The sequence below is a fragment of the bacterium genome, assembly GCA_035691305.1.
GTDB lineage: Bacteria > Sysuimicrobiota > Sysuimicrobiia > Sysuimicrobiales > Segetimicrobiaceae > DASSJF01.
In genome coordinates, this window is the sequence record DASSJF010000061.1 from 60,895 (window position 1) to 85,892 (window position 24,998).

A 24,998-nucleotide genomic window follows, 5' to 3' on the forward strand; every position below is an offset into this window, starting at 1 on the left:
CTACGGGTGCTCGGCGAACCGGTTCGTGTAGAGGGTTGTCGGGCTGAAGGCCTTCTCGATCTTGAACATCGCCTTGAGCTCCGGAAGCGTCGCCGCGACGAGCTGTGGATCGAACCACCCCAGCTGGAGCGGCTTCATCTTCCGGACCGTCCCGGCGTCCAGCCCGTACTGCGCCTTGAGCGCGACCTTCCACTCCGCCAGCGTCTGATCGTAGTCACGGCCCGGATTCTTGGCGATGAAGTCTTTGATGCATTGATCCGGCTTGACCACGCACAAGTAAAGCCCTTCGTTGAGCGCGGCGGCGATCGCCCCCGCGGTCCCCGGATTCCTGTCCACGAGGCCCTTCTGGACCACCACGGCGCCCAGCGGCGAAGGCATGTGGTAATCGCCGAACAGGAACGATCCGATCTGCTGGCCCTGCTGCTTCGCGACGATGTCGAGGCTGGCCAGGCCCCGCGCGAACTCGCAGATGGCGTCGACCCGCTTCTGCATCAGCGCCGGATGGAGCGCGCCGAAGCCGATGTTCTGAATCCTCACCTTGTCCTTGGCGATCCCCTGCTTCTGGAGGAAGATGTCGAGGTACTGTTCGGACAGGCTGCCGGTCGGGACCCCGATCGTCTTGCCGGCCAGGTCGCGGGGGGACTTAATGCCGCTCGACTGCAAGAAGATCAGGGCCACCGGATTCCTCGGCTCGTTCCCGGCGATGCCGATGAGCGGGGGCGCGCTGGGGTTCTTGTCGGCCAGCAGCATCTCGTCCAGGATATCTCCCTGCACGAAGGCGCGGCCCGTCCGGTCGGCCGCGACGGCCTGGACGGCCTGGGAGGTGCCCTCCAGGATTACGAAGTTCACCCTGAGGTTGTGCTTGGCGAAGATTCCCTCCGCGTCCGCGGCAAAGTCCTGAGGCGCACTGCTGGTAATCCCGCCGACGTAGTCGTTCACCGTCAGGGGCGTCCCGGGACTCGAGAAGACGGTGCCGTAGGCGGCGGCGACGCCGACGGCAATCACGAGGACCGCGGTCACGGCTCTGAGAACACGAGGCATCCCATTCCTCCTCTGTTTCCCGGGCCCAGGGAAGGCGGCGGGTTGCGGGCGTCTGGGGTCGGCTCTCGATTCCAGGGGAACCCGCCCCTATCCTTGCGAGGCGTGATCGCGAACTTGGGGAGATACAGTACCGGGTTCGGCACTCTGCCCGGGGTGCGCCGAGCCGTGGTCGATCGAGTCACCTTTCAGGCCGAGCTCGACGCACGCCCCGTAGCCTGATGCGTGGAGGGAAGAACCCATGAAATCCGCCTCGGCACAAATCGACGAAAGGATCAAGACGCTGGGGGACTGGCGCGGGAAGACGCTCGCAAAAGTGCGCGAGCTGATCCATGAGGCGGCCCCCGAGATCGTCGAGGAGTGGAAATGGGTGAAACCCACGAACCCTGGGATCCCGGTCTGGTCCCATAACGGCGGTATTTGTACGGGCGAGACCTACAAGCACGCGGTCAAGCTGACGTTCTTCAGGGGGGCGGCGTTGAATGATCCTTCACGTTTATTCAACTCCAGCCTGGAGGGCGGTGTTCGGCGCGCCATCGACATCCACGAAGGGGACAAGCTCAATGAGGGGGCCTTGAAGGCTCTTATCCGCGCCGCGGTGGCCCTCAATCTCCGGGGCGCGAACAAGCCGGATCGCCGGCGAACCAACGGCAGGCGAGCCCGCTAGCTTCACGGCGTGTGGAGCACGACGTAGAAGCCGGCCACGTTATCGGCGGCGCTTGGCGGGCGCGCGATCGCCGGCCGCCCGCGGAGCGCGCTAACTTGCGACGAGTCCCGCATCCGCCCTTCGGCCCGCCGGCGCGAAGGCGGCCACGAAGCCTTCCCGCCAGCTCGGGTAGCGCAGCGTCCAACCGAGCTCGCGCTTCGCCTTCGCGTTCGAGGCACCGCGGGACCCGGTGGCCATCACGACCATGGCTTCGCCCGCGAACAGCCGTGCAAGCCAGGGGGAGACACGGCGGGGGGGCTTGGCCCCGAGCACGCTCGCGAGCACCGGGAGCCACTCGCGCATCGGCGCCGGCTCGTCGTCAACGACGTGGTAGATGCCGGCGCGGCCGCGTTCGAGCGCGAGCACGGTCGCCGCCGCGGCGTCCTCGAGGTGGATGAACGAGAAGATCCCGCCGCCGTCGCCGACGATTGGGAACCTCCCTTTGCGCACCGCCTCGAGCATTCCATCGTTCGGCGCGCCGTAGAAGCCGCCGTAGCGAAGGGCGATCCCACCCGCGCCCGTGACGGTCTCGTCCAGGCGGCGCATCGCGGCGGCGGTTTCCCGCATCGCCGCCACGGGCGTGGGGTCGAGCGGATCGTCCTCGGTTTTGACGGGCCCGCCCTCGCGCGCGTACCGCATGCTGGCGAAGCTCTGGGCGACGAACCGCCGAACGCCGGCCGCGCGCGCGGCGGCCAGGAGCGCGTCGGTGCCTTCGGTTCGCAGCCGATTGGTCTGCGCGAAACTGCGGTCGAAGTGCTTGAAGTCGCGCAGGTTCGTCAGCGCGGTCGCCTCGTGGACGATCGCCTCGGGTTTGGCCTCGAGCACCGCCTTGCGCACGGCGCCGGCGTCGAGCAGATCAAGCCGGATCGGCTCCGCGCCGAGCGCGCGCACACGTTCGGCGTGCCCCGGCGATCGGAAGGTGCCGATCACCTCGTGGCCTCGAGCGGTCAATTGAGGGACGAGTCGAGTACCGATTGCACCGCTTGCTCCCACAACGAAAACCCGCATCATCTGCTCCTTTCGCGTGTCGTCACCACCATGACGAGCGGAGCTCTGCCGACGTGACAAACGCCACCAATCACTTGCTACCCTGAATGCATGGGGAATCCCAAGGCAAGAAGGCCGCGTCGGCTGGTCGTGACGTTCGTCCTGATAGAGTTTGCGCTTTTTCTCGGGGGGTGGCGGGTTGGAGCGGGTCTCGCCGCGGCCGTGCTGCCTGGATTTGCGGGGGCTACTCCCGCGACGGCGGCCCCCGCCGGTCTCGCCGGCCGCTGGGTTGGGACCTGGAAGAGCGCTCAATTCCCGGCCAACGGACATTTCTCCGCCACGTTGTCGAGAAAGCCCGCGTGGTGGGGAGGCGCGGAAATCGTTGGGACGTTGGAATTCGGCGGAGACCGATGTGTGGGCGGATTGAAGGCGTCCGGCACTTACTACCGCGGGCGCGAGTATCTCCTCACCGCCAAGGCGGCAGACGGCGCGGTCCGGCTTACAGCCACAGTGGCCATTTCGACCGGCGCGCCTCGATCTCTGTCCGGTCATTACGACGTCGCGCCGAGCGGGGCGTGCGGCGCCGATTCGGGAACGCTGAAGGCGACCGCGCGTTGAGGAATGCGCCGAAGGCCGACAGACGCCTCGGTTCTCTATAGAGGAACGTATTCCTCTATAGTGGAATAGCTCCAATCGACGCCATGGCGGTCGCCGTTCGTCCGGTAACCGGTGTCAACATCCTCGACCTTGGCATCCGGATTCGCGAGGAACGTCAACGGCGTGAGCTGTCGCTCGCCGATCTCGCCGGACGCGCCGGTGTGAGCCGAAGCATGTTGTCGGGCGTCGAACGGGGGCAGAAGGTACCGACGGTCCTCGTCCTCGACCGCATCGCGACGGGCCTCGGCACAAGCATCGCCCGGCTGCTCGGCGAGCCGCAGACGCGCGACGTCGTGCTGTTGCGCCGCGAGGATCAGGACGTGGCGCGAGATCCGTCCGGCTGGGAACGCCGGATTCTTTCGCCCGTGCTTCGAGGCGTCGAGTTCGAGTTCATGCGCACGACGATCGGTCCCGGTGTCAACGCGGGCGAATTTTCCCCGCATGCGCCGGGGTCCCGCGAATACGTCGCCGTCGAGCAGGGCGCGTTGCGGCTCACCATCGGCGGAACACCGTATACACTTCGTCCCGGCGACAGCATCTACTACGATGGAAACTGCCGGCACGAGTTTGCCAACCCTGGTCGCGTGCCGTGCGTCTACTACCTCGCGATGGACCTGGCGGGAGATCCGAGGCGCGCCGGCCATCTCTCCGGCCAGCGGCGGCGCGGGCCCCGTCGATGACCCGCCGCCGCCGTGCTCGTGTCAAGGTGCGATCGGCGGCCGCGGTCGATACCGGACGCGGCGGCGCCGCGCCCCGCGACGAGCCGCGGACGCTCGCGATGAGCCCCGCGGAGTTCCGGCGCCTCGGCCACCGCGCGGTCGACCTGGTGGCGGAGTACCTCGCCGGCGCTCGCGACAGGCCGGTGTACCGGCCGATGACCGTCGAGCAGCGCCGCGCCCTGCTCGAGCAGCCGCTCCCTGACGACGGCCTCTCCCCCGAAGCGGCGCTTCGCCGGCTTCAGGAATCCGTGCTGCCCCATCCGATGGGCAACGGCCACCCGCGCTTCTTCGGGTGGGTCAACGCGCCGCCGGCGCCGGTCGCGGTGCTGGGCGAGCTGCTCGCCGCGGCGATAAACCCGAGCTGCGCGGGCGGGGACCACGCCGCGATCTATCTCGAACGCTGCGCGGTCCGGTGGCTCGCCGCCCTGCTCGGGTATCCGCTCGAGGGCGGGACGGGCCTGCTCGTGAGCGGCGGCTCGATGGCGTCGCTGACCTGCCTCGCCGCGGCCCGTCAGCGCGCGGTGGCGGCGCTCGGGGGCGACGTGCGCCGGGAGGGGCTCGTTGGGCGGCCCCGCCTCGTGCTGTACATGTCCGAAGAGGGGCACAGCTGCCTGCGCAAGTCGGCCGAGCTGCTCGGGCTCGGCGCGGAGGCGATCCGCACGGTTCCGGTCGACGCGGCGTGGCGGCTCGACGCCGGCGCGCTGCGGGAGGCGATCGCGGAGGACCGCGAGGCGGGGCGCGTGCCGTTCTGCGTGTGCGCGAGCGCGGGCACGGTCAACACGGGCGCGATCGACCCGCTGGAGGCGATCGCCGATATCTGCCGCGCGGAGCGGCTCTGGTACCACGTCGACGGCGCGTACGGCGCCCCGGGCGTGCTCGATCCGTCGGCCGCCGGCCGGTACGCGGGCATGGCGCGGGCGGATTCGCTCGCGGTCGATCCGCACAAGTGGCTCTCGGTGCCGGTGGAGTGCGGCTGTGCCTTCGTCCGCGACGCGCGCCTGCTGCGCGAGACGTTCAGTCTGGTGCCGCCGTACCTGCAGACCGAGGAAGGCAAAGGCTTCGGCGGTCTGCCCTGGTACTCCGAGTACGGTTTCCAGCAGACGCGCGGATTTCGCGCGCTGAAGCTGTGGATGACGCTCGCGCACCTCGGTCGCCGCGGCGCGGCGATGCATGTCGCGCGCCACATCGCGCTTGCCCGGCGGCTCGGCGAGATGGTGAACGCCGCGCCGGACCTGGAGTTGATGGCACCGGTCACGCTGTCGATCGTCTGCTTCCGGTACGCGCCGGACGGCCGCCGGGGCGGCGACGGCGGGCTCGACGACCTCAACAAGGCGATCATGCAGGAGGTGCAGGCCGGCGGCGAGGCGTTCTTGACGAACGCCGTCCTGCGGGGCCGGTTTGCGCTCCGCGCCTGCATCCTCCACTACGCGACGACGGAGGCGGACCTCGCCGCGCTGGTCGACGTGGTGCGCCGGACCGGCCGCCGCCTCGCGCGGCCACGAAGATCGAGCCGACGCTGATGCACAGCCCAAGTTCGTCGTAGCGATGGCGGCATGACGTAGGCTGGAAAGGGGGCCGTGTCACGGTCCGGAGGACTCGGCGGGGTTCGCAGGACCGGCACGCCAGGCCCCTTGCCGCGAACGTCGGCCTGGCGCGTCCACCAGCCATCTATCTGATCGCGATCGCCCTGGGCTTAGCGCTGCATCTTGCCCGGCCGATCTCGTTCGTCTTCAGACCGGCAGTGCCGATCGGCGCCCTGATCGCGGCTCTTGCCGGCACGCTCTTCATCTGGTCGAGCCGAACATTACGCGCCGCGGGCACACCCGTCGCCGGGAATCGCCCCACCACCGCCATCGTCAAGGTCGGGCCGTACCGCTTCAGTCGAAACCCCATCTACCTCGCGTTCTCGCTGTTTCAGACCGGGATCGCGCTCGGGGTCGCCGACGCGTGGATCTTCATCACGCTCGTCCCGGCGATTTCCGTGATGTCCCTCGTCGTCATCCCCCGCGAGGAGCGATATCTCGAAGCCCGCTTTGGTACGGAGTACACGAGCTACAAGGCGGGTGTCCGGCGCTGGTTGTAGGATGTGGATGTCGCTCCATCCACCGGTACCCGGGGGCGCAACTGGCAGTTGGGGGTGAACGACGGTGAAGATCGGACTGATGGTCTTCCTGGCGAACGACCGCGAAAGCTACGGCAAGCGCCCCTACGATACGATCCGCGCTGTCGTGCAGCAGGCGGAGAAGGACGGGTTCGACAGCGTCTGGCTCGCCGACCACCTCTTATATCGGAATCCGGGTGAGCCGACCAGGGGTATTTGGGAATGCTGGACGATGCTGGCGGCGCTGGCGGAGGCGACCCGGCGCGTGGAAATCGGGACGCTCGTGTTATGCAATTCCTTCCGCAATCCGGCGATTCTGGCGAAAATGGCGACCGCCGCGGACGAGGTGAGCCACGGGCGTTTGATCCTGGGTGTCGGCGCGGGATGGAACGAGCCGGAGTATCGGGCGTTCGGACTGCCCTTCGATCATCGCGTCGATCGCTTCGAAGAAGCCTTGCAGATTCTCGTGCCGCTGCTGCGTGACGGGTATGCCGACTTCGCCGGACGGTATTATCAGGCCCGAAACTGCGAGAACGTCCCGCGGGGTCCCCGGCCGGCAGGGCCGCCGTTACTGGTGGGAACCCAAGGGCCGCGTATGCTCAAGCTGACCGCACGGTATGCCGACCTATGGAACGCCGGTTATATGGGCCCACCGGAAACCATGGCGGAGCCGCTCGCCAGAATGGAAGCCGCGTGCCGGGAGGTCGGGCGCGATCCGGCCACGATCGGCGTCTCGGCGTTCATCGGGCTCTGGTTCCCCGATCTGCAGGCAAAGAAGCCGAGCTTCTTCGGCCATCCCTTGACGGGGACGACGCAGGAGATCGCCGCGGCGATGCGCGGCTACGCGGAAATCGGCGTGCAACACATCATGTTCCAATGCGAGCCGTACACGCCCGAAGCGCTGCGCCGGTTGACCGAGGCGCTCCGACGATACCGTGCCATGGAGAAGTCATAAGAAAAAGTCTACCGCCGTCGTTACTACACCGCCCCCTTTACTGCCGGCGTTTTTCTAAGTTCGCGAATCTGCTGTGCTCTTTGTGAAAGTACAGCTCGACGGTCCCGATCGGCCCGTTCCGGTGCTTTGCGATGATCAATTCGCAGATGTTTTCCTTGTTCTCTTTCTGCGCCTTCTCTTGATCGTAGTAATCCTCGCGGTACAAGAACACGACGAGGTCTGACACTTGCTCAATCTCGCCCGATTCCCTCAAATGACTGAGCATCGGCCTCTTCTGGCCCAAGGCTTCGACCGCGCGGCTCAGCTGGGAGATCGCGATGATGGGAACGTCCAGTTCCTTCGCCAGCGACTTGATGCTGCGCGCGATTTCGCTGAGCTCCTGCGTGCGGTTCTCCGTGCGCTTGTACGACTGGATCATCTGAATGTAGTCGATGACGATGAGCCCGAGGCCGTGCTCGGCCTTCAGCTTGCGCGCCTTGGCCCGCATCTCGATGACCGACATCGTCGCCGAATCGTCGATGAAGATCGGTGCCTCGCTGAGGCTGCCCATCGCCCGCGCCAGCTTGCGCCAGTCCTCGTCGGCAAGGTAGCCGCGCCGAAGCCGTGTATTGTCGACCTGCGCCTCGGCACAGAGGATACGTTCGACGAGCTGCTCCTTGCTGGTCTCGAGGCTGAAAATCGCCACCGGTACCTTGTTTGCGACCGCGGCGTGCGATGCGATATTCAAGCACAGGGTGGTTTTGCCGACCGACGGCCTCGCGGCGACGATGACCATGTCGGCCGGCTGCAGTCCCGAGGTCTGCATGTCGAAATCCGAAAACCCGGTTTCGATCCCGGTGACGTTGCCCTGTTCCTGGTAGCGTTTGTCGATCTTCTCGAAGCTCTGTTTGAGGATTTCCTTGATCGCTTCGAAGTCCTGGACGCTGCGGCGCGAGGCGATGCCGAAGACGAGCTTCTCGGCGTGGTCGATCATCGCCGCGACGTCGTCCGCGCCGTCGTAGCCCATCGCGGCGATGTGCGTGCCGGCGCTGATCAACGCGCGCAGCATCGACTTCTCGAGGACGATGTTGGCGTAGAAGTCGACGTTGGCCGCGGTGGGCACGGCGTTGGGGAGCGAGGCGACGTAGGTCGCCCCGCCAACGTCGTCCAGTTTGCCGTTCGCCGCGAGGCGGTTGGTGACGGTGATGAGGTCGACCGGTTCGCCGCGCTCGAACAACTCCACCATCGCCTGGAAGATGACGCGGTGCGCGTCGCGGTAGAAGTCGTCGGCGCGGAGGCCCTCGATGGCGCGGGCGATGGCGTCCCTGTCGAGCAACATCGAGCCGAGGACGCCCTGCTCGGCCTCGAGATTCTGCGGAGGAACCCGCTCCAGTTGCTGCGCGATGCTCATGCCACGACTCCGGCGACGGGCCTGGACCGATCATAGAACATATGTTCGCCTCTGTCTATCCCGCGTGAGCAGTTGAACTACGCCTTATGAACGAGCTAGTACATGCCATAGCGAGCAGGTTCTGTCCTTGTGCGGTAATTGGGGGAAGCGCAGGAAAATTCTGTGATTATCGCTTCATATTTCGTGCACAGGCTCCGGATAACCTGGGGACCCGCGGTGATGCGGCCGTCAGCGGCGGCCGGCGGCGGGGCGTGATTTAATCCGCAGCGCTTGGAGCGCCGCGTCGACGTCCGTGACGACCGTAACGATCCGGTTCAGGCCGACTTGTTCGACGAGGCGCAGGCTCGGCCCCGCGGCGACCAATACGGCGTCGACGCGGACGACGCCGGCGCGTTGAAAGACACGAAGGATGACGTGCAGGCCGATGCTGTCGATGTAGTTGAGGCCGCCGATGTCTACGACGAGCGGTCGGTCGCGTCCGAGTTCGGCGAACAGCGCGTCCCCAAGCCCGCCGGCGTTCGCGATGTCGATGTCGTCGAAGACGCGGACGACCGTTGCGGGGCCGACGTTCTCGACGCGATAGTTCGCTCGGCTGCCTGGATGTGCGCTGGACATGAATCACTCATCCGGCATCCCCCCGGATGTCCCGGCGAAGGTACACTATGCCCACGCGGCCGACCGTCTAGACTGTTCGGTCCGGACTCGTTGTGCGGGAGGCGCGCTCGGCGTCGCCCTCAGACCCCGGGCGCGATGATGATGCCGGTTACCCGGCCGGAGCCGTCGGTTACGAAGCCGATGCCCATTCTTCGGTACTGCACGATCGAAAAGCCGCCGAGGCGCATCACCGACGAAGGCCGGCCGAGTACACGCTCGACCTCCGCGAGCGGCGTGCCGTCCCCGAGTCCTTCGCGCGTGCGATATCGCGGATCGTGGGCGAGGCTGATCAAGACCACGCTATTTCGCAGCGTCTCAACAGCGATCGAACGGAACCGGTCCTCCGGATCCTTCCACTCATACCACTGGGTACGTCCGGAGGGGTCGACTTTGGACGGCCTGCCGAGCAGGCCTTCAACCGTCTCGAGCCGCATCCCGATCGCGACGGAACCCACGCTGCGGCCCGGCACGACGAGATAGGCGTGGTTCGGAGCCGCGGCCGCCGGGGCGGCGACCGCCAGAGCGAGCACGAGCAGGCAGAGACGCACCATGGTGCCCCCGAGGCCTCGGTGGTCTACTCAGCCGGCCGCGATCACGTTGACTTCGACTTTAGCGGTGGCCTTCGGGTGCAGGCGCACCGGCACTTTGTAGAAGCCGGTGTTCTTGATCGCTTCCCCGAGCTCGATTTGTTTTTTGGACACGTCGATGCCCTGCCGCTGAATCGCGTCCGCGACGTCCTGGGCCGTCACCGAGCCGAAGAGCTTCCCGTCCTCGCCCGCCCGGGCGCGCACCTCGACGACGAGCGCCTCGAGCTTGTCCTTGAGCGCGTGCAACTCTTCGCCGAGGCGCGCTTCGCGCCGTCCGGCCGCCGCTTTCGTCTGTTCGAGCGCGCGCAGGCTCGCGTCCGTGGCCGGTGCCGCGAGCCCCCGGGGCAGCAGATAGTTGCGCGCGTGGCCGTCCTTGACTTCGCGCACGTCGCCCGCGTGGCCGAGCGCGGCGACGTCCTTCAAGAGAATCACCTTCATCGCTGATGCACCACCTTGGAGGCCGGCCGAGGTCGCGCGCCCTTGGCGTCGTCTTGCGCCGCCGGGGCCTGCGCCGGTGCGTCGGCGCCGCCCGCGGCGGCGCCGGGGCGCGGCAGCAGCCGCCGGAAGTCCCACCACGTATCCAGCATCCCGAGGATCGCGAGGCCGAGGAGCGGCAGAATGCCGGCGCCCAGCAGCATGAAGCCGAACAGAACCTGGATGAACGCCGGATAGCCGCGGCGGTTCGCCCAGGTGACCCCGACGAGCGTGCCTTGGAACCCGAAGACGAAGAGGTTGACCAGCATCGCGTCCAGCGCGATCCCGCCGAGCTGCGGGGCCCGGATCGCGGCCAGCGAGGCGAGCGCGCCGCCCCAGAGCATGACGGTGGAGAGCAACGTCGAGAGCCGCCAGGTCAGCATCGGCGGCACGGCCGGCAGCGGGTGGCCCACGCGCCGGAGCACCGACCGCGCGACCTTGTAGCAGAGGTAGGCCCACAGGATCGCGCCGAGGGCGAGGGCGACCGGCAGCGCGGTCCGCAGGAACTGCGGCATCATCTCGGTGAGCTTGCGCATCTCCTCGATCTGTGCCGCGGGCGCGCCGAGCCGGCGCTGCACGTCCATTGCCGTCTGCAGCGCCTTGACCTGGCCGGTGATGAACTCGCCCATCACGTCCTGATGCACCAGCCCCTGCGCCGCGGCCAGCATCGCCAGCGTCGCGAGGAAGAACGAGACGGATCCGGCGAGGATCGTCCACTGCGCCGCGAGCCCGCGGCGCACGCCCCAGCCGAGGGTGAGGCCGAGCGGGGCGAACATCGCCACGGCGGAGATCGCGTTGAGCGGGCCGCCGAACTGGAACAGCGCCGCCGCGGCGATGACGGAGGCCAGCACCGCGATGCGCAGCCCCCACCGGATCACGAGCAGCATGATCGGCAGGGGCGCGAGCAGGACCGCCACGGGCGGCGCGATGAGGCCGACGGCCGCGATGATCGCGGTGAGCGCGGCGAGGATCGCGCCTTCGGTCAGGCCGCGGGTCGGCTGACGCGTAAAGCGGGAAGTCAGAGCGCTACTCTCCCGTGTACGGCAGCATCGCGAGCTCGCGCGCGCGCTTGATCGCGACGGCGAGCGCCCGCTGGTGCCGCGCGCAGTTGCCCGAGACCCGCCGCGGAAGAATCTTGCCGCGCTCGGTGACGAACCGGCGCAGGCGGTTGATCTCCTTGTAGTCGATGTACGTCGCTTTTTCGGCGCAGAACGAACAGACCTTGCGCTTGGGCCGCCGCCGGTAATCGCGGCGCGGCCGCGCTTCTCTGTCCTTAGGTTCAGGCATTCCAATCCTCCCTGTGTCGCGCGCGGTTTAGAACGGGACGTCCTCGTCGGGGCCGCCCTGCGCGGTGTCGTCGCCCCCGCCGGCCGGGGTCGCAGCCGGCTCGGCGGCCCCGGGCCCCGCGCCCGGCTTCGCACGGTCGAGGAACCGCACGCCGTCGGCGACGACCTCGGCCACTTTGCGCTTCTGTCCGTCCTGCGTCTCGTAGGACCGGATCTGCAGCCGTCCCTCGACGGCGACCATTCGGCCTTTCGTCAGGTACTGGCTCACCTGCTCCGCGGTCTTCCGCCAGGCGACGACGTCGATGAAGTCCGTCTCCCGGTTGCCCTGCTGGTTCTGGAACGGCCGGTCGACCGCAAGCGTGAAGCTGGCGACGGGCGCACCGCTCGGCACGTACCGGAGTTCCGGATCTCTCGTCAGCCGGCCGATCAGGATGATGCGGTTATACATTGTTCTCTCCCCTGCCCGGCCCCGATGATTCGCTGCCGGTGGAAGCGGGAGCCGCGGGGACCGGGGCTGGTGCGGATGCCGAAGGGGCCGTCGCCGGCGCGGCCGCCGGAGGGGCCGCGGCCGTATGCCCCGCGGCGGCGGGGGCCGCCGGACGCGGCGGCGCCGGGTGGTGGTCCGCGACGACGAAGCGCAACAGGTCTTCGTTGAGGCCGAGCGTCTGGCGGAGGCGGGCGACCTGCGGCGATTCGAGCGAGAACACAGAAAAGAGGTAGTACCCGTCTCGGTACTTCTGGACCGCGTAGGCGAGCCGCCGCTTGCCCCAGCGGTCGGTGCTGGCAACGGTGCCGCCCTGCTCGGTGATGCGCTGATGGATGCGCCCGACCGCCGCCTCGATCGCGTCGTCCTCGAGGTCCGGGCGCAGCACGGCCACAATCTCGTAATTAGCCAATCCGTCTCACATCCTTCCTGATGGACTGCCGGCCCGCGATCCCCGGCGGCCCTGGCCGACACGCCGGGCGGCGCGGGACAGGGCAGGAAGGCACAGGGTGCCTTGGGTAGACCAACCGATTATATCATAGGGCCTCTCAGGCCGCGAACCGGAACGTGATCACGTCGCCGTCCCGCACCTCGTAGGCGCGGCCTTCGAGGCGCACACGCCCGTGCTCGCGCGCGGCGGCGAGGGACCCGCTCGCGACGAGGTCGCCCGCGCTCACCACCTCCGCGCGGATGAACCCGCGCTCCATGTCGGTGTGGATGCGGCCGGCGGCCTCCGCCGCGTGCGTGCCGGCCGGAACCGTCCACGCCCGCACCTCGCGGGACGCGATCGAGAAGAACGTCCGCAGGCGCAGCAGTTCGAGGCAGGCCCGGGCCAGGCGCGGCAGGCCGCGCTCCGCGAGGCCGAGCTCCTTCGAGAACTCTCCCGCCTGCGCCGGATCGAGGTCGGTGAGCTCCAGTTCGAGACGGGCGCAGAGGCCGAGCGCGGCGGCGCGTTCCTCCCGGGCGCGCGCGGCCACCGCCTCGAGGCACGCCCCGCCGGCGAGGTCGCCGCCCGACACATCGCTTTCGTCGAGGTTCGCGACGTAGAGCACGGGCCGCGACGACAGAAGATGCAGCCGTCCGAGCGCGGGCGCGGCGCCCTTGCCGCCCGTGAACGTCCGCGCCGGCCGGCCCGCGGCGAGGTGCGCCTCGAGCGGTCCGAGGACCGCGTCCTCGTCGCGCGCGGCGCGGTCGCCCGTCCGGGCGCGGGGCACGATCTCCGCGCGCGCCCGCTGTACCGTGTCGAGGTCCGCCATCATGAGTTCAGTCTCCACGATCTCGATGTCGCGGACAGGATCCACGCCGCCTTCGACGTGCGCGACCGGCCCCCCGAAGCACCGCACGACGTGGACGATCGCGTCCACTTCGCGGATGCGGCCCAGGAACTGGTTGCCGAGGCCCTCGCCGCGGTGCGCGTTGCGCACCAGCCCCGCGATGTCCACGATCTCGATCGTCGCCGGCACGAGGCGGTCCGGCTTCACCACGCGCGCGATCTCCTCCAGCCGCGGGTCGGGAATCGGCACCACGCCGACACCCGGCGCGACCGTCGTGAACGGGTACGGCGCGATTTCGGCGGGAGCGGCGGTCAGTGCTCGAAAGAGCGTCGATTTGCCCGCGTTCGGCAGACCGACGAGGCCGCAGGCCAGGGCCATCGACGGGGATGCGGTCCCTAGGGGGCGGAGGCCGTGACGGAGTTGCCGCCGCCCTGCTTGGCGGCGTACATGCGGTGGTCCGCGGCGTCGATCAGCGTGATTGTCGTGTCCCCGTCCTCCGGGAACGCCGCGACGCCCAGGCTGACGGTGACCGAGGTGATCTCCCGGCCGACGATGAACGGCGCATCCGCGACGGCGTGCCGGATGCGCTCCGCCACGTAGGCGGCGTTCGCGCGCGACGTGTGCGGCAGCAGCACCATGAACTCGTCCCCTCCGTAGCGCGCCACGAAGTCGATGTGTCTCCGGTGCTCCTTCTCGAGAATGCGCGCCACCATTCGCAGCACGTCGTCGCCGCGGAGATGCCCGTAGGTATCATTGTAGCGCTTGAACCGGTCGACCTCGATCATGATCACCGACAGCGGCATCGCGTAGCGCCGGGCGCGCTCGAGTTCCTGGTCGAGCGTCTGGATGAACGCGCGGTGGTTCGCGAGGCCGGTCAGGCCGTCCGTGGCGGCCAGCGCGAGCGTCTGCTCGTAGAGGCGCGCGTTTTCGATCGCGACCGTCGCGTAGCCCGCGAGGGTCGTCAGCGTGTGGCGCGCACGCGCGTCGAGGCGGCCGGGGTCCGCCGTGCCGACGCTGAACACGCCGATGAGCCGTCCCTCGCGCAGCAGCGGCAGCGCGACCGTGGCCTCGACCCGCTCGCCGTCCGCGCCCGGCGCGGTGACCACGACCGTGCTCCGGTCGCGCCCGGCCTGTCCTTCGGCGCCCTCCCACGCCGGAATGCGGGCGCCGAGGGCGTGGCCGGCACCGCAGGCGGCGCGGACCTCCAGATCGCCCCGGTCGTCCGCGAGCAGAATCGCGCTGCGGTCGTAGCCGAACCGGCGGCAGGTCACCTTGACCAGCGCCTCGAGCACCGCCGGCATCTCCAGCGAGGCGCTGAGCGTCTGGGCGGCCTCGTGGAGGGCCTGCAGCTCGTCGCGGGCCGCCTGCACCTGCGAGAACAGCGCGGCGTTGCGCATCGCCGCCGCGACTTCGTTGGCGAGCGCGGTCAGCAGCTCGAGATCCGACCGCCCGAGGACCTCTTCCGTCGTCTCCACGTTGATGACGCCGGCGACCCGGTCGCCGACGACGATCGGTACGCAGGCCTCCTGCCTGACCCGCGAATCCACGGCCACATAGTCGTGATCCACGGTGACGTCCGGGACGAGCATCGCGACGCCGGTCCGTGCGACGCGGCCGGCGACGCCCCGGTCGACCGGGAATTGAGACGGCAGGCCGGCCCCGTACCCGCGCCGGCTGACCACCCGCAGCGCGGCGCCGTCCTCCGTCAACAGAAACAGCGTCACGAGCGGATAGCGCAACGTCGCCTGCAGCTCTTCGGCGAGGGTGTCGAACAGCTCCTCGGTCCGCAGGGCCGCGGCGATCCGCGCCATGACGCGGTTGAGGACGGCGAGGTCGTGGGCGCGGCGCTCGGCGTCGTCGAGGAGCCGGGCGTGTTCGACGGCGATCGCCGCCTGGTTCGCAAACGCGGCGCCGAGCGCGACGTCGGCCGGCGTGTAGGCGCGGACGCGGTCGTGGTACAGGCGGAGCACGCCGATCACGCGGTCCCGGTACAACAGCGGGAAGAGCGCCACCGTCCGGAAGCCCGCTTTCGCCGCGGCGAGCCGGGCCGGCTCGGTGTGCGCGTCCCGCGGCGCGTCGGCGATGACGATCGGCTCGCGGCGGGACATCGCCGTCGACGCCGCGCCGGTGCCGGCGGCGACCATGGCCGCGGCGGCCGCGGCGTACTCCTCCGATAGGCCGCGCGAGAAGGCGTGGGTCGGGGCCCGGCCCGGTTCGCCGAGGAAGATCCCGCAGCGGTCCGCGCCGAGCACGTCGCGGGCGCTGTCCGCGATCAACGCGAAGACCGCGGTCACGTCGTGCGCGGAGCTCACGCCCGACTCCGCGGTGCGGCGGCCGTCGTCGCCGGCATTGGGGGAAGTTGGGTGGGGGATTCCGGGAGCAACGGTGCCGCCAAACTCAGAGCGCCGCCGTGCATGATCGATTTTATGCACGAGTACGGTGGTCCTCAGACACGCCCTCGAGTATTCTTACGCGGTTGCGATTTTATCCGGCGGGCGCGGCGTCCGGTCCGCGCCGTTCGAACTCCCTGATTCGCCGCTCCAATTTGGAGCGCGGCATCAGGACCTTCCGGTCGCAGCGCAGGCACCGAAGCCCGATGTCCGCGCCCAAGCGGACGATCTCCCAACGGTCCCCGCCGCAGGGATGGGCCTTGCGCGTGCGGACGATGTCGCCGAGGGCCAGTTTGAGGACCGGCATCGGGACCTAGCGGCTCGGCGCGGCCAGCACGTCGGTCGGCGCGAAGTCGTCGGTCAACAGCGGCACGTCGCCGGTCCCGATCGGCCGGTCGACGAGTGTCGCCGCGTCCTGCTCAAATCTCGCGATCGTCACGCGGCCCGAGGCGGCGGCTTCTCGGGCACGTGCTTGCACGGCGGCGGGGCCGAGCCGCGGCCCGGCGGTCCCCACGATGATGATGTTCTGGAGCGACTCGCCGGCGTCGCCGTCGACCGGAAAGACGTAGACCGCCGGAAACACGGACGCGAAGGTCTTGTCGATCGCGCGAAATAGCCGGCTCTGCGGCCCGCGCAGCGCCCCGATCACGTTCGCGGCGACGGCGCCTCCCGGCGCGAGCCGCGCGGCCGCTTCGGTATAGAACTCGCGCGTCGCCAGGTGGAAGGGAATTGTGTCGATCAGGTACGCGTCCAACACGATCAGGTCGTAGCGGTCCGCCGTGCGCCGCAGCCACAGCCGTCCGTCCTGCACGTGGACCGTGAGGCGCGGCGACCGCGGCAGGGCGAAGTATTGCCTGGCGGTCTCGGCGACGGCGGGGTCGATCTCGACGACGTCGATCGCGAGGTCCGGGTAGTCGTGGAAGAACCGCGAGGGCGCCGTGCCGCCGCCCATGCCGACGAACAGGACGCGCTTGGGGTGCGGAATGAGCGCGAGCGGCAGATGCAGGTAGTCGGTGTAGGAGAAGACCGTGCGCAGCGGCGCCGCGCGGTCGCGCGCGCTCTGCCAGTAGCGATCGAGGCGGAGGTAGCGGATCACACCCTCGTCGCTCACCGTGATGCGGTGGTAGACGGTGTCGCGCGCGTACACGACGTCCGGAGCGTCCGGCGGGACGGCCGAGGCGAGGAACAGGATCAGCGCCGTGACGCCGGCCGCCCCGACGGCCCGCATTACGTCGCGGCGGACCAAGAAGAAGCCGGCGACACCGAGGCCCATTTCGATCCCGCCGAGCAGCTGGATGATGGCATGGACGCCCAGCCACGAGATCAGGACGAACGCGGCGAGGAGTGTACCCGCGATGCTGCCGAGAGTGCTGAGCGCGTAGAGCGCGCCGGCGACGTTGCCCACACCCTCGACGGTGCGCGCCTTGAGCCGGACCGCGTACGGGGACACGGTCGCCATCAGCACCGCCGGGACGAAAAAGAGCGCGGTGCTGCCGAGCAGCGGCCCCCACCGCGGGCCGAGGTCGCGCCCGGCGATGTCGGCGAGCACGGCTCCGGCGACGTGGGGGATCGGATACGTCGCCGCGCCGCCCGCCAGCACCAGTGCCAGGAACGGGCCCGGCTGCGGCCATCGCGTCGCGATGCGCCCGCCCAGGTAATAGCCGAGGCTCAGGGCCGCGAGGAACACCCCGATCAGACTGCCCCAGACGTAGACGGAGTTGCCGAAGTACGGAGCGACGACGCGGCTCGCGACAATTTCGAGCGCGAGCAGCACGCCGCCGCTGATGAAGACGATGACTTCGAGGATCTGGGGCCCTCCCCGTCCCGGCCGCAGGACTCAGGATGCGGGAGCGGTCTGAGGTCCTCGCTTGGCCGGCGCCGGAGTGGCCTTCCGCAGCACGATCTCCGCCCCCTGCGCGTCGGCGACGGCGGTGTCGCCTTCGCGAAACTCGCCGGCCAGCAGCTTCCGGCTGAGCGGATTCTCGATGCTGCGCTGGATCAGCCGCTTGAGCGGCCGCGCGCCGTAGTCGGGGTTGTACCCCTCCTGCGCCAGCAACGAGCGCGCGGCGGGTGTCACCTCGAGCGTGATCTTGAGATCCGCGAGCCGCTTGACGAGCGTCGCCGTCTGCAGGCCGACGATCTGCTCGAGATCGCGCCGGCTGAGCGGACGGAACACGATCGTCTCATCGATCCGGTTGAGAAATTCCGGGCGGAAGCTGCGCCGCAGCTCCTCCTGGATCTGCACGCGCACCAGCTCGAACGCCGCCATGTCCTCGGGATCCAGGTTGCGCAGGTACTGGCCGCCGAGGTTGCTCGTCATGATGACGATCGACTGCCGGAAGTCCACGGTCCGGCCGTGGCCGTCGGTCAGCCGCCCGTCATCGAGCAGCTGGAGCAGAATGTTGAACACGTCCGGATGCGCCTTCTCGATCTCGTCGAAGAGGATCACCCGGTACGGCCGCCGGCGGACCGCCTCCGTGAGCTGCCCGCCCTCGTCGTAGCCGACGTATCCGGGCGGGGCGCCGACGAGGCGGCTCGTGGTGTGCTTCTCCATGTATTCCGACATGTCGATGCGCACCATCGCGTCCTCGCTGTCGAACAAGAGCGCCGCGAGCGCCCGGGCGAGCTCGGTCTTGCCGACGCCGGTCGGGCCGAGGAACAGGAACGACCCCAACGGGCGGCGCGGATCGGCGAGGCCCGCGCGCGACCGCCGGATGGCGTCCGCCACCGCGCGCACCGCCTCTTCCTGGTCCACCAGCCGCTCGTGCAGCCGGTCTTCCAGGTGGACCAGCTTCTGCATCTCGCCCTCCATGAGCCGCGTCACCGGCACGCCGGTCCAGCGGCTCACGACCTCGGCGATGTCTTCCGCGTCCACCTCTTCCTTGAGCAGCCGGCCCTCGCCGAGCGCCCTGAGGCCGTCTTCCTGCCGTTTCAGCGTCGCGTCGAGCTCGCGCATCGTGCCGTACCGAAGGCGCGCGGCCTTCTCGAGATCCGCGGCCCGCTCCGCCTGCTCGATCTGGACGCGCGTCTCCTCGATCTTCTGCTTTGTCTCCCCCAGCCCGGCGATGATCTTCTTTTCCTGGTCCCAGCGGGCGCGCAGGGCCTGGCTCTCCTCGCGCAGCCCCGCGATCTCCCGTTCGATGCCCTGGAGCCGCTCGCGCGAGGCGGGATCGGTCTCCTTGCGCAGGGCCTGCCGCTCGATCTCGAGCTGCATGATGCGCCGGTCCGCCTCGTCGAGCGCGGCCGGCTTGCTGTCGATCTGCATCTTAAGGCGGCTCGCGGCCTCGTCGATCAGGTCGATCGCCTTGTCGGGCAGAAACCGTTCGGTGATGTAGCGCTTGGACAGCGTTGCCGCCGCGATCACCGCCGCGTCCGTGATCCGGACGCGGTGGTGGTTCTCGTACTTTTCCTTCAGGCCGCGCAAGATCGAGATCGTGTCCTCGACGCTCGGCTCCTCGATGAGCACCGGCTGGAACCGGCGCTCGAGGGCCGGGTCCTTCTCGATGTGCTTGCGGTACTCGTCGAGGGTCGTCGCGCCGATCGCGTGCAGCTCCCCGCGGGCCAGCATCGGCTTCAGCATGTTGCCGGCGTCCATCGCGCCTTCGGCGCCGCCCGCGCCGACGACCGTGTGCAGCTCGTCGATGAACACGACGATCTCGCCGGCCGCCTCCGTCACCTCGCGCAGCACGGACTTGAGACGGTCTTCGAACTCGCCGCGGTACTTCGCGCCGGCGATCATCGCCCCCAGGTCCAGCTGGATCACGCGCTTGTTCTTGAGCGTGTCGGGGACGTCCCCGCGCACGATTCGCTGGGCGAGACCTTCCACGATCGCGGTCTTGCCGACGCCCGGGTCGCCGATCAGGACCGGGTTGTTCTTCGTCCGGCGCGCGAGCACTTGAATCACCCGGCGGATCTCCTCATCCCGGCCGATCACCGGGTCGAGCTTGCCCTCCCGGGCCATCTTGGTGAGGTCCTTGCCGTACCGCTCGAGCGCCTGGTACTTCGACTCGGGCGTCTGGTCGGTGACCCGCTGGCCGCCGCGGATCGTCTGGAGGGCGGCGTAGATCTTCTCGCGGTCGACGCCCGCCTGTGCGAGCAGCCGGCCGGCCCCGGTGTTCCGGTCCGCGACGATGCCGAGGAGCAGGTGCTCGGTGCTGACGTACTCGTCGGTGAGGCGCTGGGCGTCCTGCTGCGCGGCCTCGAGCGCCCGGCGCAGCGACGCGCCCGTCCCGGGCTCGTCCTGACCGTACACCTTCGGCGTCTGCGCGAGCGCCTGCTCGAGCGTCTTGCGCAGCGCCGCGGGGTTCGCGCCGACCCGCGTCAGGATCGCGGCGGGCACGCCGTCGGTCTGGTTGAGGAGCGCGAGCAGCAGATGCTCGGCCTCGATCTGGCCGTGGTTGTACTCGCGCGCCAGCGCCTGGGCGCCGACGATCGCCTCCTGCGCCTTTTCGGTGAACTTGTCGAATCGCATTGCCATGGCGGTTCCTCGCTACGTGTTTGGCGTGGCGGTGCCGTGCAGCCGCCGCATCTCTTCGAACAGCTGCCGGTCGCGGTCGGTGAGCGGCTGCGGCAGCGTCAGGCGCACGCGCACCAGCTCGTCGCCGGCGCCGCCGCCGCGGACGTGCGGCATCCCGCGACCGCGGAGCCGGAGCGTCCGACCTTCGCGCGTCCCCGCCGGAATCGTCACCGTGACCGGCCCGCCGAGCGTCGGCGCTTGCGCCTCGCCGCCGAGCGCCGCGGTCCACACGGGCACGTCGGCCGCGCAGGTGATGTCGTCGCCGTCCCGCGCGAAGACGGGATGCGGCAGCACCTCGACGCGGAGATACAGGTCCCCGCCGTGGCCGGCGCCCGCCGCGCGGACGCGCTGCCCGCTGTGCACTCCCGCCGGGATCGTGATGTCCAGCGAGCGGGCGGGCCGTCCGTCCGCCGCCGGAAGGGTTACGGTGCGCTTGGTCCCGCGGAACGCTTCCTCGAGGGTGATCTCGACCGTGCCTTCGACGTCCGCCGGCGCATGATCCGCCTGCTGCCGCCGGAGCAGTTCCTCGATGTCGATCCCCGCGTCCCCGCGGGGGCGCGTCCGTGCGCGGCCGCGCCGCGCTGCGGTCCCGAAGGCGCTCTCGCCGAAGCCGCCTCCGCCGAGCCCGCCGAAGAGCTGCTCGAAAAACTCGCTGAACTGTCCGGGGTCGCCGGTCGTGTAGACGCGGAAGGTCGAGCCGTCGCGTCCGGCTCCGGCGCCCGCGCCGCGGAGGATGTCTTCCCATCCGCCGCCGTGCTCCCGCATCTCCAGGACCTGATCGTACTTCGCGCGCCGTTCCTTGTCGTTCAGGACCTGGTACGCTTCATTGATCTCCTTGAAGCGGGACTCGGCGTCCTTGTCCTTGTTGACGTCGGGATGGTACTGGCGGGCGAGCCGCCGGAACGCCTGGCGGATCGCCTTCTCGTCCGCGTTCCTCGGCACGTCCAGGATCTTGTAGTAGTCCTTGAACTCCATCGTCATCTCCGCGGCGGCGCGACGTTCCCGCCGCCCGGATCTAGCGCCCGGCCTCGTGGCTCGGGCCGGCGCGTCCGTTCGCGCTCGACGCGTCGCCGACCACCGCGACTTTCGCGGGGCGCAGCACCTCGTCGTTGAGGAGATAGCCCTTCAGCACTTCGCCGGCGACCGTGCCGGCCGCTTGGGCGGACTGCTCCGCCGGGACCACCGCGACCGCCTCGTGCAGGCGCGGGTCGAACGCCGCCCCCGCCGCTTCGATCGGCCGGACGCCGATCGCCCGCAGCTGGTCGAGGATCTGGCGGTGGGTCATCCGGAGCCCTTCGAGCAGCGACTTCGCCGGGCCGTCCGGCACGCCCGCGAACGCCATCGCCCGCTCGAGGTTGTCGAGCACCCCGAGCACGAGCGTCAGCATCTGCCGGCGCGTGCGCTCGATCGCGTCCTGCCGATCGCGGGCCGCCTGTTTCTTGTAGTTCTCGAGGTCGGCGGCGGAGTGGAGAAACTGCTGCCAGTTCCGCCGCGCCTCGTTGCCTGCCTCTCGGGCCCGCGCCCGCAGATCTTCCATAGAAAGACCCTCGAGCTCGTCCGGGCCGTTCTGGCGCGAGGACTCCGGCCGTGCCTCCGCGGCTTCGGGGGCCGGCTCCTCGCGCCGCGCCTCGTGTTCCATCGGTATCTACCTCTGCGTTCGCGACCTTGCCCGCGCGGAGTCGCCTAGCGGCGCCCGCGAGGGGCGGCATGCGAACATCATTGGATTTCGGGCCTAGGACTTGTCGGACGGCTTGAACTCGGCGTCGATCACGTCATCGCCGCCCTGTCCCGTGCCGCCTGCCTGCGCGCCGCCCGTGCCCGGCCCCGCGCCCGCCCCGGCCGTCTGGCGCTTGTACATCTCTTCGCCCATCTTGTAGCTCGTCTGCTGCAGCGTATCCGTCGCGCGCTTGATGCGATCGTTGTCGGCGCTCTTTACCGCCTCCTTGAGCTCCGCGAGGGCCGTCTCGACCTTGGCGCGCTCGTCGGCCGGTACTTTGTCGCCGACCTCCTTGAGCATGCGCTCGGTCTGGTAGGCGAGCGTGTCGCCGCGGTTCTTGACCTCGGCCTCCTCGCGCCGCTTCTGGTCCTCCGAGGCGTGGGCCTCGGCGTCCTTGACGAGGCGGTCCACCTCGGCCTTGTCCAGCGTACCGGTGCCGGTGATCTTGATCGACTGCTCGCGCGCGGTGGCTTTGTCCTTCGCGGACACGTTCAAGATGCCGTTGGCGTCGATGTCGAATGTGACCTCGATCTGCGGCACGCCGCGCGGCGCGGGCGCGATGCCGTCGAGCTGAAACTTGCCCAGCGTCCGGTTGTCGCGCGCCATCTGGCGCTCGCCCTGCATCACGTGCACGTCCACGGCCGTCTGGCCGTCCTCCGCGGTGCTGAACGTCTCCGCCTTGCGCGTCGGGATCGTCGTGTTCCGCGGGATCAGGATCGTGTTCACCCCGCCGAGCGTCTCGATGCCGAGCGAGAGCGGTGTCACGTCGAGCAGCACGACCTCGCGAACGTCGCCCGCCAGCACGCCGGCCTGGATCGCCGCGCCGACCGCGACCACCTCGTCCGGGTGCACCTCCTTGTTGGGCTCCGTCCCGGTGAGCCGCCGCACCAGTTCCTGGACGCTCGGCATCCGGGTCGCCCCGCCGACGAGGATGACCTCGTTGAGGTCCTTCTCGGTCAGCTTCGCATCCGACAGCGCCTGCTTGAACGGGCCGATGCACCGCTCGACCAGGTCCGCCGTCAGCTCGTCGAACTTGGCGCGTGACAGCGTCATGTCGAGGTGCTTCGGGCCGGTCGCGTCCGCCGTGATGAACGGCAGGTTGATCGACGTCTGCACGACGGTGCTGAGCTCGATCTTCGCGCGCTCCGCCGCCTCGCGCAGTCGCTGCAGCGCCTGGCGGTCCTGGCGCAGGTCGATGCCCTGCTGCTTCTTGAACTCGTCGGCGAGCCAGTTCACGATGCGCTCGTCGAAGTCGTCGCCGCCGAGGTGCGTGTCGCCGTTCGTGGCTTTGACCTCGTAGACGCCCTCGCCGATCTCGAGGATCGAGACGTCGAACGTCCCGCCCCCGAGGTCGAACACCAGGATCGTCTTGGCGTGTTTCTCCTCGAGCTGCCGGCCGTAGGCCAGCGCCGACGCCGTCGGCTCGTTGATGATGCGCAGCACCTTGAGCCCGGCGATCTCGCCGGCGTTGCGCGTCGCGGTGCGCTGCGCGTCGTTGAAGTAGGCCGGGACGGTGATGACCGCGCTCTCGATCTTCTCGCCGAGGTACGCCTCCGCGTCGGTCTTCAGCTTCTGCAGAATCATCGCGGAGATCTCTTCGGGCGTGAAGGTCTTGCCGGCGGCGGGGATGTTGACGACCGCGGCGCCGTTCTTGCCCTCCTCGACCTTGTAGGACACGATCCGGCGCTCCGATTCGACCTCGCTGTAGCGCCGGCCCACGAAGCGCTTGATCGAGTAGACCGTGTTCTCCGGATTGAGGATCGCCTGACGGCGCGCCATCTGGCCGACCAGCCGCTCCCCGGTCTTCGTAAAGGCGACCACCGAGGGCGTGAGCCGGCTCCCCTCCGCGTTGGCGATGACCGTCGGCTCGCCGCCGATGATCGCCGCGATCACGGAGTTGGTGGTGCCCAAATCGATCCCCACTACCTTTGCCATGTGATTGCTCCTCCTGTGCCGGTCGGGACCGGGCCTACGGCTGTGATGACGTTGCTGCGCGCCGCTGTGTCGGCGCGCAGCCCGTCGGCGCGGCCGCGGCTCGGCCCCTCCGCCATCGCGTTTACTGTGCGACCTGCACTTTCACCGTGGTCGGCTTGGCCCGCTCCGACTTCGGGATCTTCACTTCCAGGACCCCGTCCTTGTACGTGGCCTTCGCCTCGCCGCCCGTGACCTCGGCCGGCAGCGGCAGCGTGCGGACGTACGAACCGTACCGCAGCTCGCGCCGGTAGTACGCGCGGTCCTCCTTCTCCTCTGCCCGGCGGACCGTGCCCCGCAGCGTGATCGCCTCCTTGGTCACGGTGACGTCCACGTTCGCCGGATCGACGTTGGGCATCTCCGCCCGCACGACGACCTCGTCGCCCGTCTCGTACATCTCGACCGGGGCTTCCCACGCCGCCGCCGGCAGGCCGTTGTCCGGCGTCCGCGGGGCACGTGTCCCCACCACGACGTCGTCGAGCAGCCGATCCATCGCCCGCCGCAGCGTGCCGATCTCTGCGAAGGGGTCCCAGCGAATGATACCGCTCATGCCTAGCTCCCTCCCTTGCTGCGCGCCCTGTGGGCCGCAGATTGAGTCGTCCCGTGGTCCTGCGTCTCGTCCGGCGACTCGTCGTCGTCGAAGACCCAGGTCATCTCCTCGTGGTAGTGCTGCTGAATCTCGAGAATGAGGCGCACCCCTGCGAGGTTCAAGCCGCGTTCCTCGATCAGGTATCGGATCATCCGGCCGCGCTGGATGTCGCGCTCGGAATACAGACGAATCCGGCGCCGCCTGGACGGCGACATGAGACCGTGCTCTTCGTAGATGCGAAGCGTGCGCGGATGGCAACCGAGAAGGTCTGCGGCGATGCTGATGACGTACACCGGCGTGTCGGGCCTGCGTTCCTTCACACCCGGTACGCTCCTCTGCTCGTGCGGCGTCTTGCGAGTCGACCGATCCTGCGTGTCCATCCGACCCGATCCTGGTCTTCGGAACTCTTTGAAGTCCTCGGTTAGCATAGCAGTTGCTGATACTCCTGTCAATAGAGTTGACAATGATATTGTCAAGCATTTGGGAGCCTCTGGAGGGCGTGA

General features: G+C 69.1%; 25 protein-coding genes. 5 read left to right on the forward strand and 20 right to left on the reverse strand.

Annotation, left to right across the window (positions count from 1 at the left end):
* A complete protein-coding gene (locus tag VFL28_11105; protein ID HET7265208.1) occupies nt 1-1,041 on the reverse strand; it encodes an ABC transporter substrate-binding protein in 1,041 nt (346 codons plus the stop codon).
* Nucleotides 1,042-1,279: 238 nt separating this feature from the next.
* Between VFL28_11105 and VFL28_11110 the strand changes: the two genes are divergently transcribed.
* Nucleotides 1,280-1,705, forward strand: coding sequence for a DUF1801 domain-containing protein (locus VFL28_11110; protein ID HET7265209.1), 426 nt, complete (start codon nt 1,280-1,282; stop codon nt 1,703-1,705).
* A gap of 90 nt (nt 1,706-1,795) precedes the next feature.
* Here the strand turns inward: VFL28_11110 and VFL28_11115 are convergent, their stop codons facing one another.
* Nucleotides 1,796-2,752, reverse strand: a complete 957-nt coding sequence (locus tag VFL28_11115) for an NAD(P)-dependent oxidoreductase (protein ID HET7265210.1) — start codon at nt 2,750-2,752, stop codon at nt 1,796-1,798.
* Nucleotides 2,753-3,432: 680 nt separating this feature from the next.
* Here VFL28_11115 and VFL28_11120 point away from each other — a divergent pair.
* From VFL28_11120 to VFL28_11135, 4 genes are all read left to right on the forward strand, one after another.
* Nucleotides 3,433-4,068, forward strand: coding sequence for an XRE family transcriptional regulator (locus VFL28_11120; protein ID HET7265211.1), 636 nt, complete (start codon nt 3,433-3,435; stop codon nt 4,066-4,068).
* Nucleotides 4,065-5,627 carry a pyridoxal-dependent decarboxylase gene (locus VFL28_11125; protein ID HET7265212.1) on the forward strand — a complete coding sequence of 521 codons (1,563 nt, stop codon included), beginning with the start codon at nt 4,065-4,067 and terminating at the stop codon, nt 5,625-5,627. Before VFL28_11120 ends, VFL28_11125 begins: the two co-directional genes overlap by 4 nt.
* 221 nt (nt 5,628-5,848) lie before the next feature.
* On the forward strand, nt 5,849-6,190 hold the full coding sequence (locus VFL28_11130; protein ID HET7265213.1) for an isoprenylcysteine carboxylmethyltransferase family protein: 342 nt from the start codon (nt 5,849-5,851) through the stop codon (nt 6,188-6,190).
* Between the two features lie 64 nt (nt 6,191-6,254).
* Nucleotides 6,255-7,163, forward strand: coding sequence for an LLM class flavin-dependent oxidoreductase (locus VFL28_11135; protein HET7265214.1), 909 nt, complete (start codon nt 6,255-6,257; stop codon nt 7,161-7,163).
* Nucleotides 7,164-7,200: 37 nt separating this feature from the next.
* Here the strand turns inward: VFL28_11135 and dnaB are convergent, their stop codons facing one another.
* From dnaB to VFL28_11225, 18 genes are all read right to left on the reverse strand, one after another.
* Nucleotides 7,201-8,553: a replicative DNA helicase gene (gene dnaB, locus VFL28_11140; GenBank protein HET7265215.1), complete on the reverse strand. Its 1,353-nt coding sequence runs from the start codon at nt 8,551-8,553 to the stop codon at nt 7,201-7,203.
* Between the two features lie 228 nt (nt 8,554-8,781).
* Nucleotides 8,782-9,168 (reverse strand): STAS domain-containing protein, encoded by a 387-nt coding sequence (locus VFL28_11145; protein ID HET7265216.1) that lies wholly within the window; start codon nt 9,166-9,168, stop codon nt 8,782-8,784.
* Nucleotides 9,169-9,287: 119 nt separating this feature from the next.
* Complete coding sequence (locus tag VFL28_11150) at nt 9,288-9,758, reverse strand: hypothetical protein (GenBank protein ID HET7265217.1); 471 nt, start codon at nt 9,756-9,758, stop codon at nt 9,288-9,290.
* 27 nt (nt 9,759-9,785) lie between these two features.
* Nucleotides 9,786-10,232, reverse strand: coding sequence for a 50S ribosomal protein L9 (gene rplI, locus VFL28_11155; protein HET7265218.1), 447 nt, complete (start codon nt 10,230-10,232; stop codon nt 9,786-9,788).
* Nucleotides 10,229-11,290, reverse strand: a complete 1,062-nt coding sequence (locus VFL28_11160; GenBank protein HET7265219.1) for a DUF2232 domain-containing protein — start codon at nt 11,288-11,290, stop codon at nt 10,229-10,231. The genes rplI and VFL28_11160 overlap by 4 nt, the downstream gene beginning before the upstream one ends.
* 4 nt (nt 11,291-11,294) lie before the next feature.
* The gene (gene rpsR, locus VFL28_11165; GenBank protein HET7265220.1) at nt 11,295-11,555 is read right to left on the reverse strand and encodes a 30S ribosomal protein S18; all 261 of its coding nucleotides are present in this window, start codon (nt 11,553-11,555) and stop codon (nt 11,295-11,297) included.
* A 27-nt stretch (nt 11,556-11,582) separates the two neighbouring features.
* Entirely contained in the window at nt 11,583-12,002 is a 420-nt protein-coding gene (gene ssb / locus VFL28_11170) for a single-stranded DNA-binding protein (GenBank protein HET7265221.1), read from the reverse strand.
* Nucleotides 11,995-12,450: a 30S ribosomal protein S6 gene (rpsF, locus tag VFL28_11175; GenBank protein ID HET7265222.1), complete on the reverse strand. Its 456-nt coding sequence runs from the start codon at nt 12,448-12,450 to the stop codon at nt 11,995-11,997. The genes ssb and rpsF overlap by 8 nt, the downstream gene beginning before the upstream one ends.
* Nucleotides 12,451-12,586: 136 nt before the next feature.
* On the reverse strand, nt 12,587-13,690 hold the full coding sequence (ychF, locus tag VFL28_11180; protein ID HET7265223.1) for a redox-regulated ATPase YchF: 1,104 nt from the start codon (nt 13,688-13,690) through the stop codon (nt 12,587-12,589).
* A 17-nt stretch (nt 13,691-13,707) separates the two neighbouring features.
* On the reverse strand, nt 13,708-15,624 hold the full coding sequence (locus tag VFL28_11185) for a diguanylate cyclase (protein ID HET7265224.1): 1,917 nt from the start codon (nt 15,622-15,624) through the stop codon (nt 13,708-13,710).
* A gap of 172 nt (nt 15,625-15,796) precedes the next feature.
* A complete protein-coding gene (locus VFL28_11190; GenBank protein HET7265225.1) occupies nt 15,797-16,009 on the reverse strand; it encodes a DUF951 domain-containing protein in 213 nt (70 codons plus the stop codon).
* Between the two features lie 6 nt (nt 16,010-16,015).
* Nucleotides 16,016-17,476, reverse strand: coding sequence for a fused MFS/spermidine synthase (locus tag VFL28_11195; protein HET7265226.1), 1,461 nt, complete (start codon nt 17,474-17,476; stop codon nt 16,016-16,018).
* 63 nt (nt 17,477-17,539) lie between these two features.
* Nucleotides 17,540-20,173, reverse strand: a complete 2,634-nt coding sequence (clpB, locus tag VFL28_11200; protein ID HET7265227.1) for an ATP-dependent chaperone ClpB — start codon at nt 20,171-20,173, stop codon at nt 17,540-17,542.
* An 18-nt stretch (nt 20,174-20,191) separates the two neighbouring features.
* Nucleotides 20,192-21,193 (reverse strand): DnaJ C-terminal domain-containing protein, encoded by a 1,002-nt coding sequence (locus tag VFL28_11205; GenBank protein HET7265228.1) that lies wholly within the window; start codon nt 21,191-21,193, stop codon nt 20,192-20,194.
* A 40-nt stretch (nt 21,194-21,233) separates the two neighbouring features.
* Nucleotides 21,234-21,857 (reverse strand): nucleotide exchange factor GrpE, encoded by a 624-nt coding sequence (locus VFL28_11210; GenBank protein ID HET7265229.1) that lies wholly within the window; start codon nt 21,855-21,857, stop codon nt 21,234-21,236.
* 93 nt (nt 21,858-21,950) lie between these two features.
* Nucleotides 21,951-23,870, reverse strand: a complete 1,920-nt coding sequence (gene dnaK, locus VFL28_11215; protein ID HET7265230.1) for a molecular chaperone DnaK — start codon at nt 23,868-23,870, stop codon at nt 21,951-21,953.
* Between the two features lie 121 nt (nt 23,871-23,991).
* A complete protein-coding gene (locus tag VFL28_11220; GenBank protein HET7265231.1) occupies nt 23,992-24,456 on the reverse strand; it encodes an Hsp20/alpha crystallin family protein in 465 nt (154 codons plus the stop codon).
* A 2-nt stretch (nt 24,457-24,458) separates the two neighbouring features.
* Complete coding sequence (locus VFL28_11225) at nt 24,459-24,815, reverse strand: MerR family transcriptional regulator (protein HET7265232.1); 357 nt, start codon at nt 24,813-24,815, stop codon at nt 24,459-24,461.
* Nucleotides 24,816-24,998: the final 183 nt, after the last annotated feature.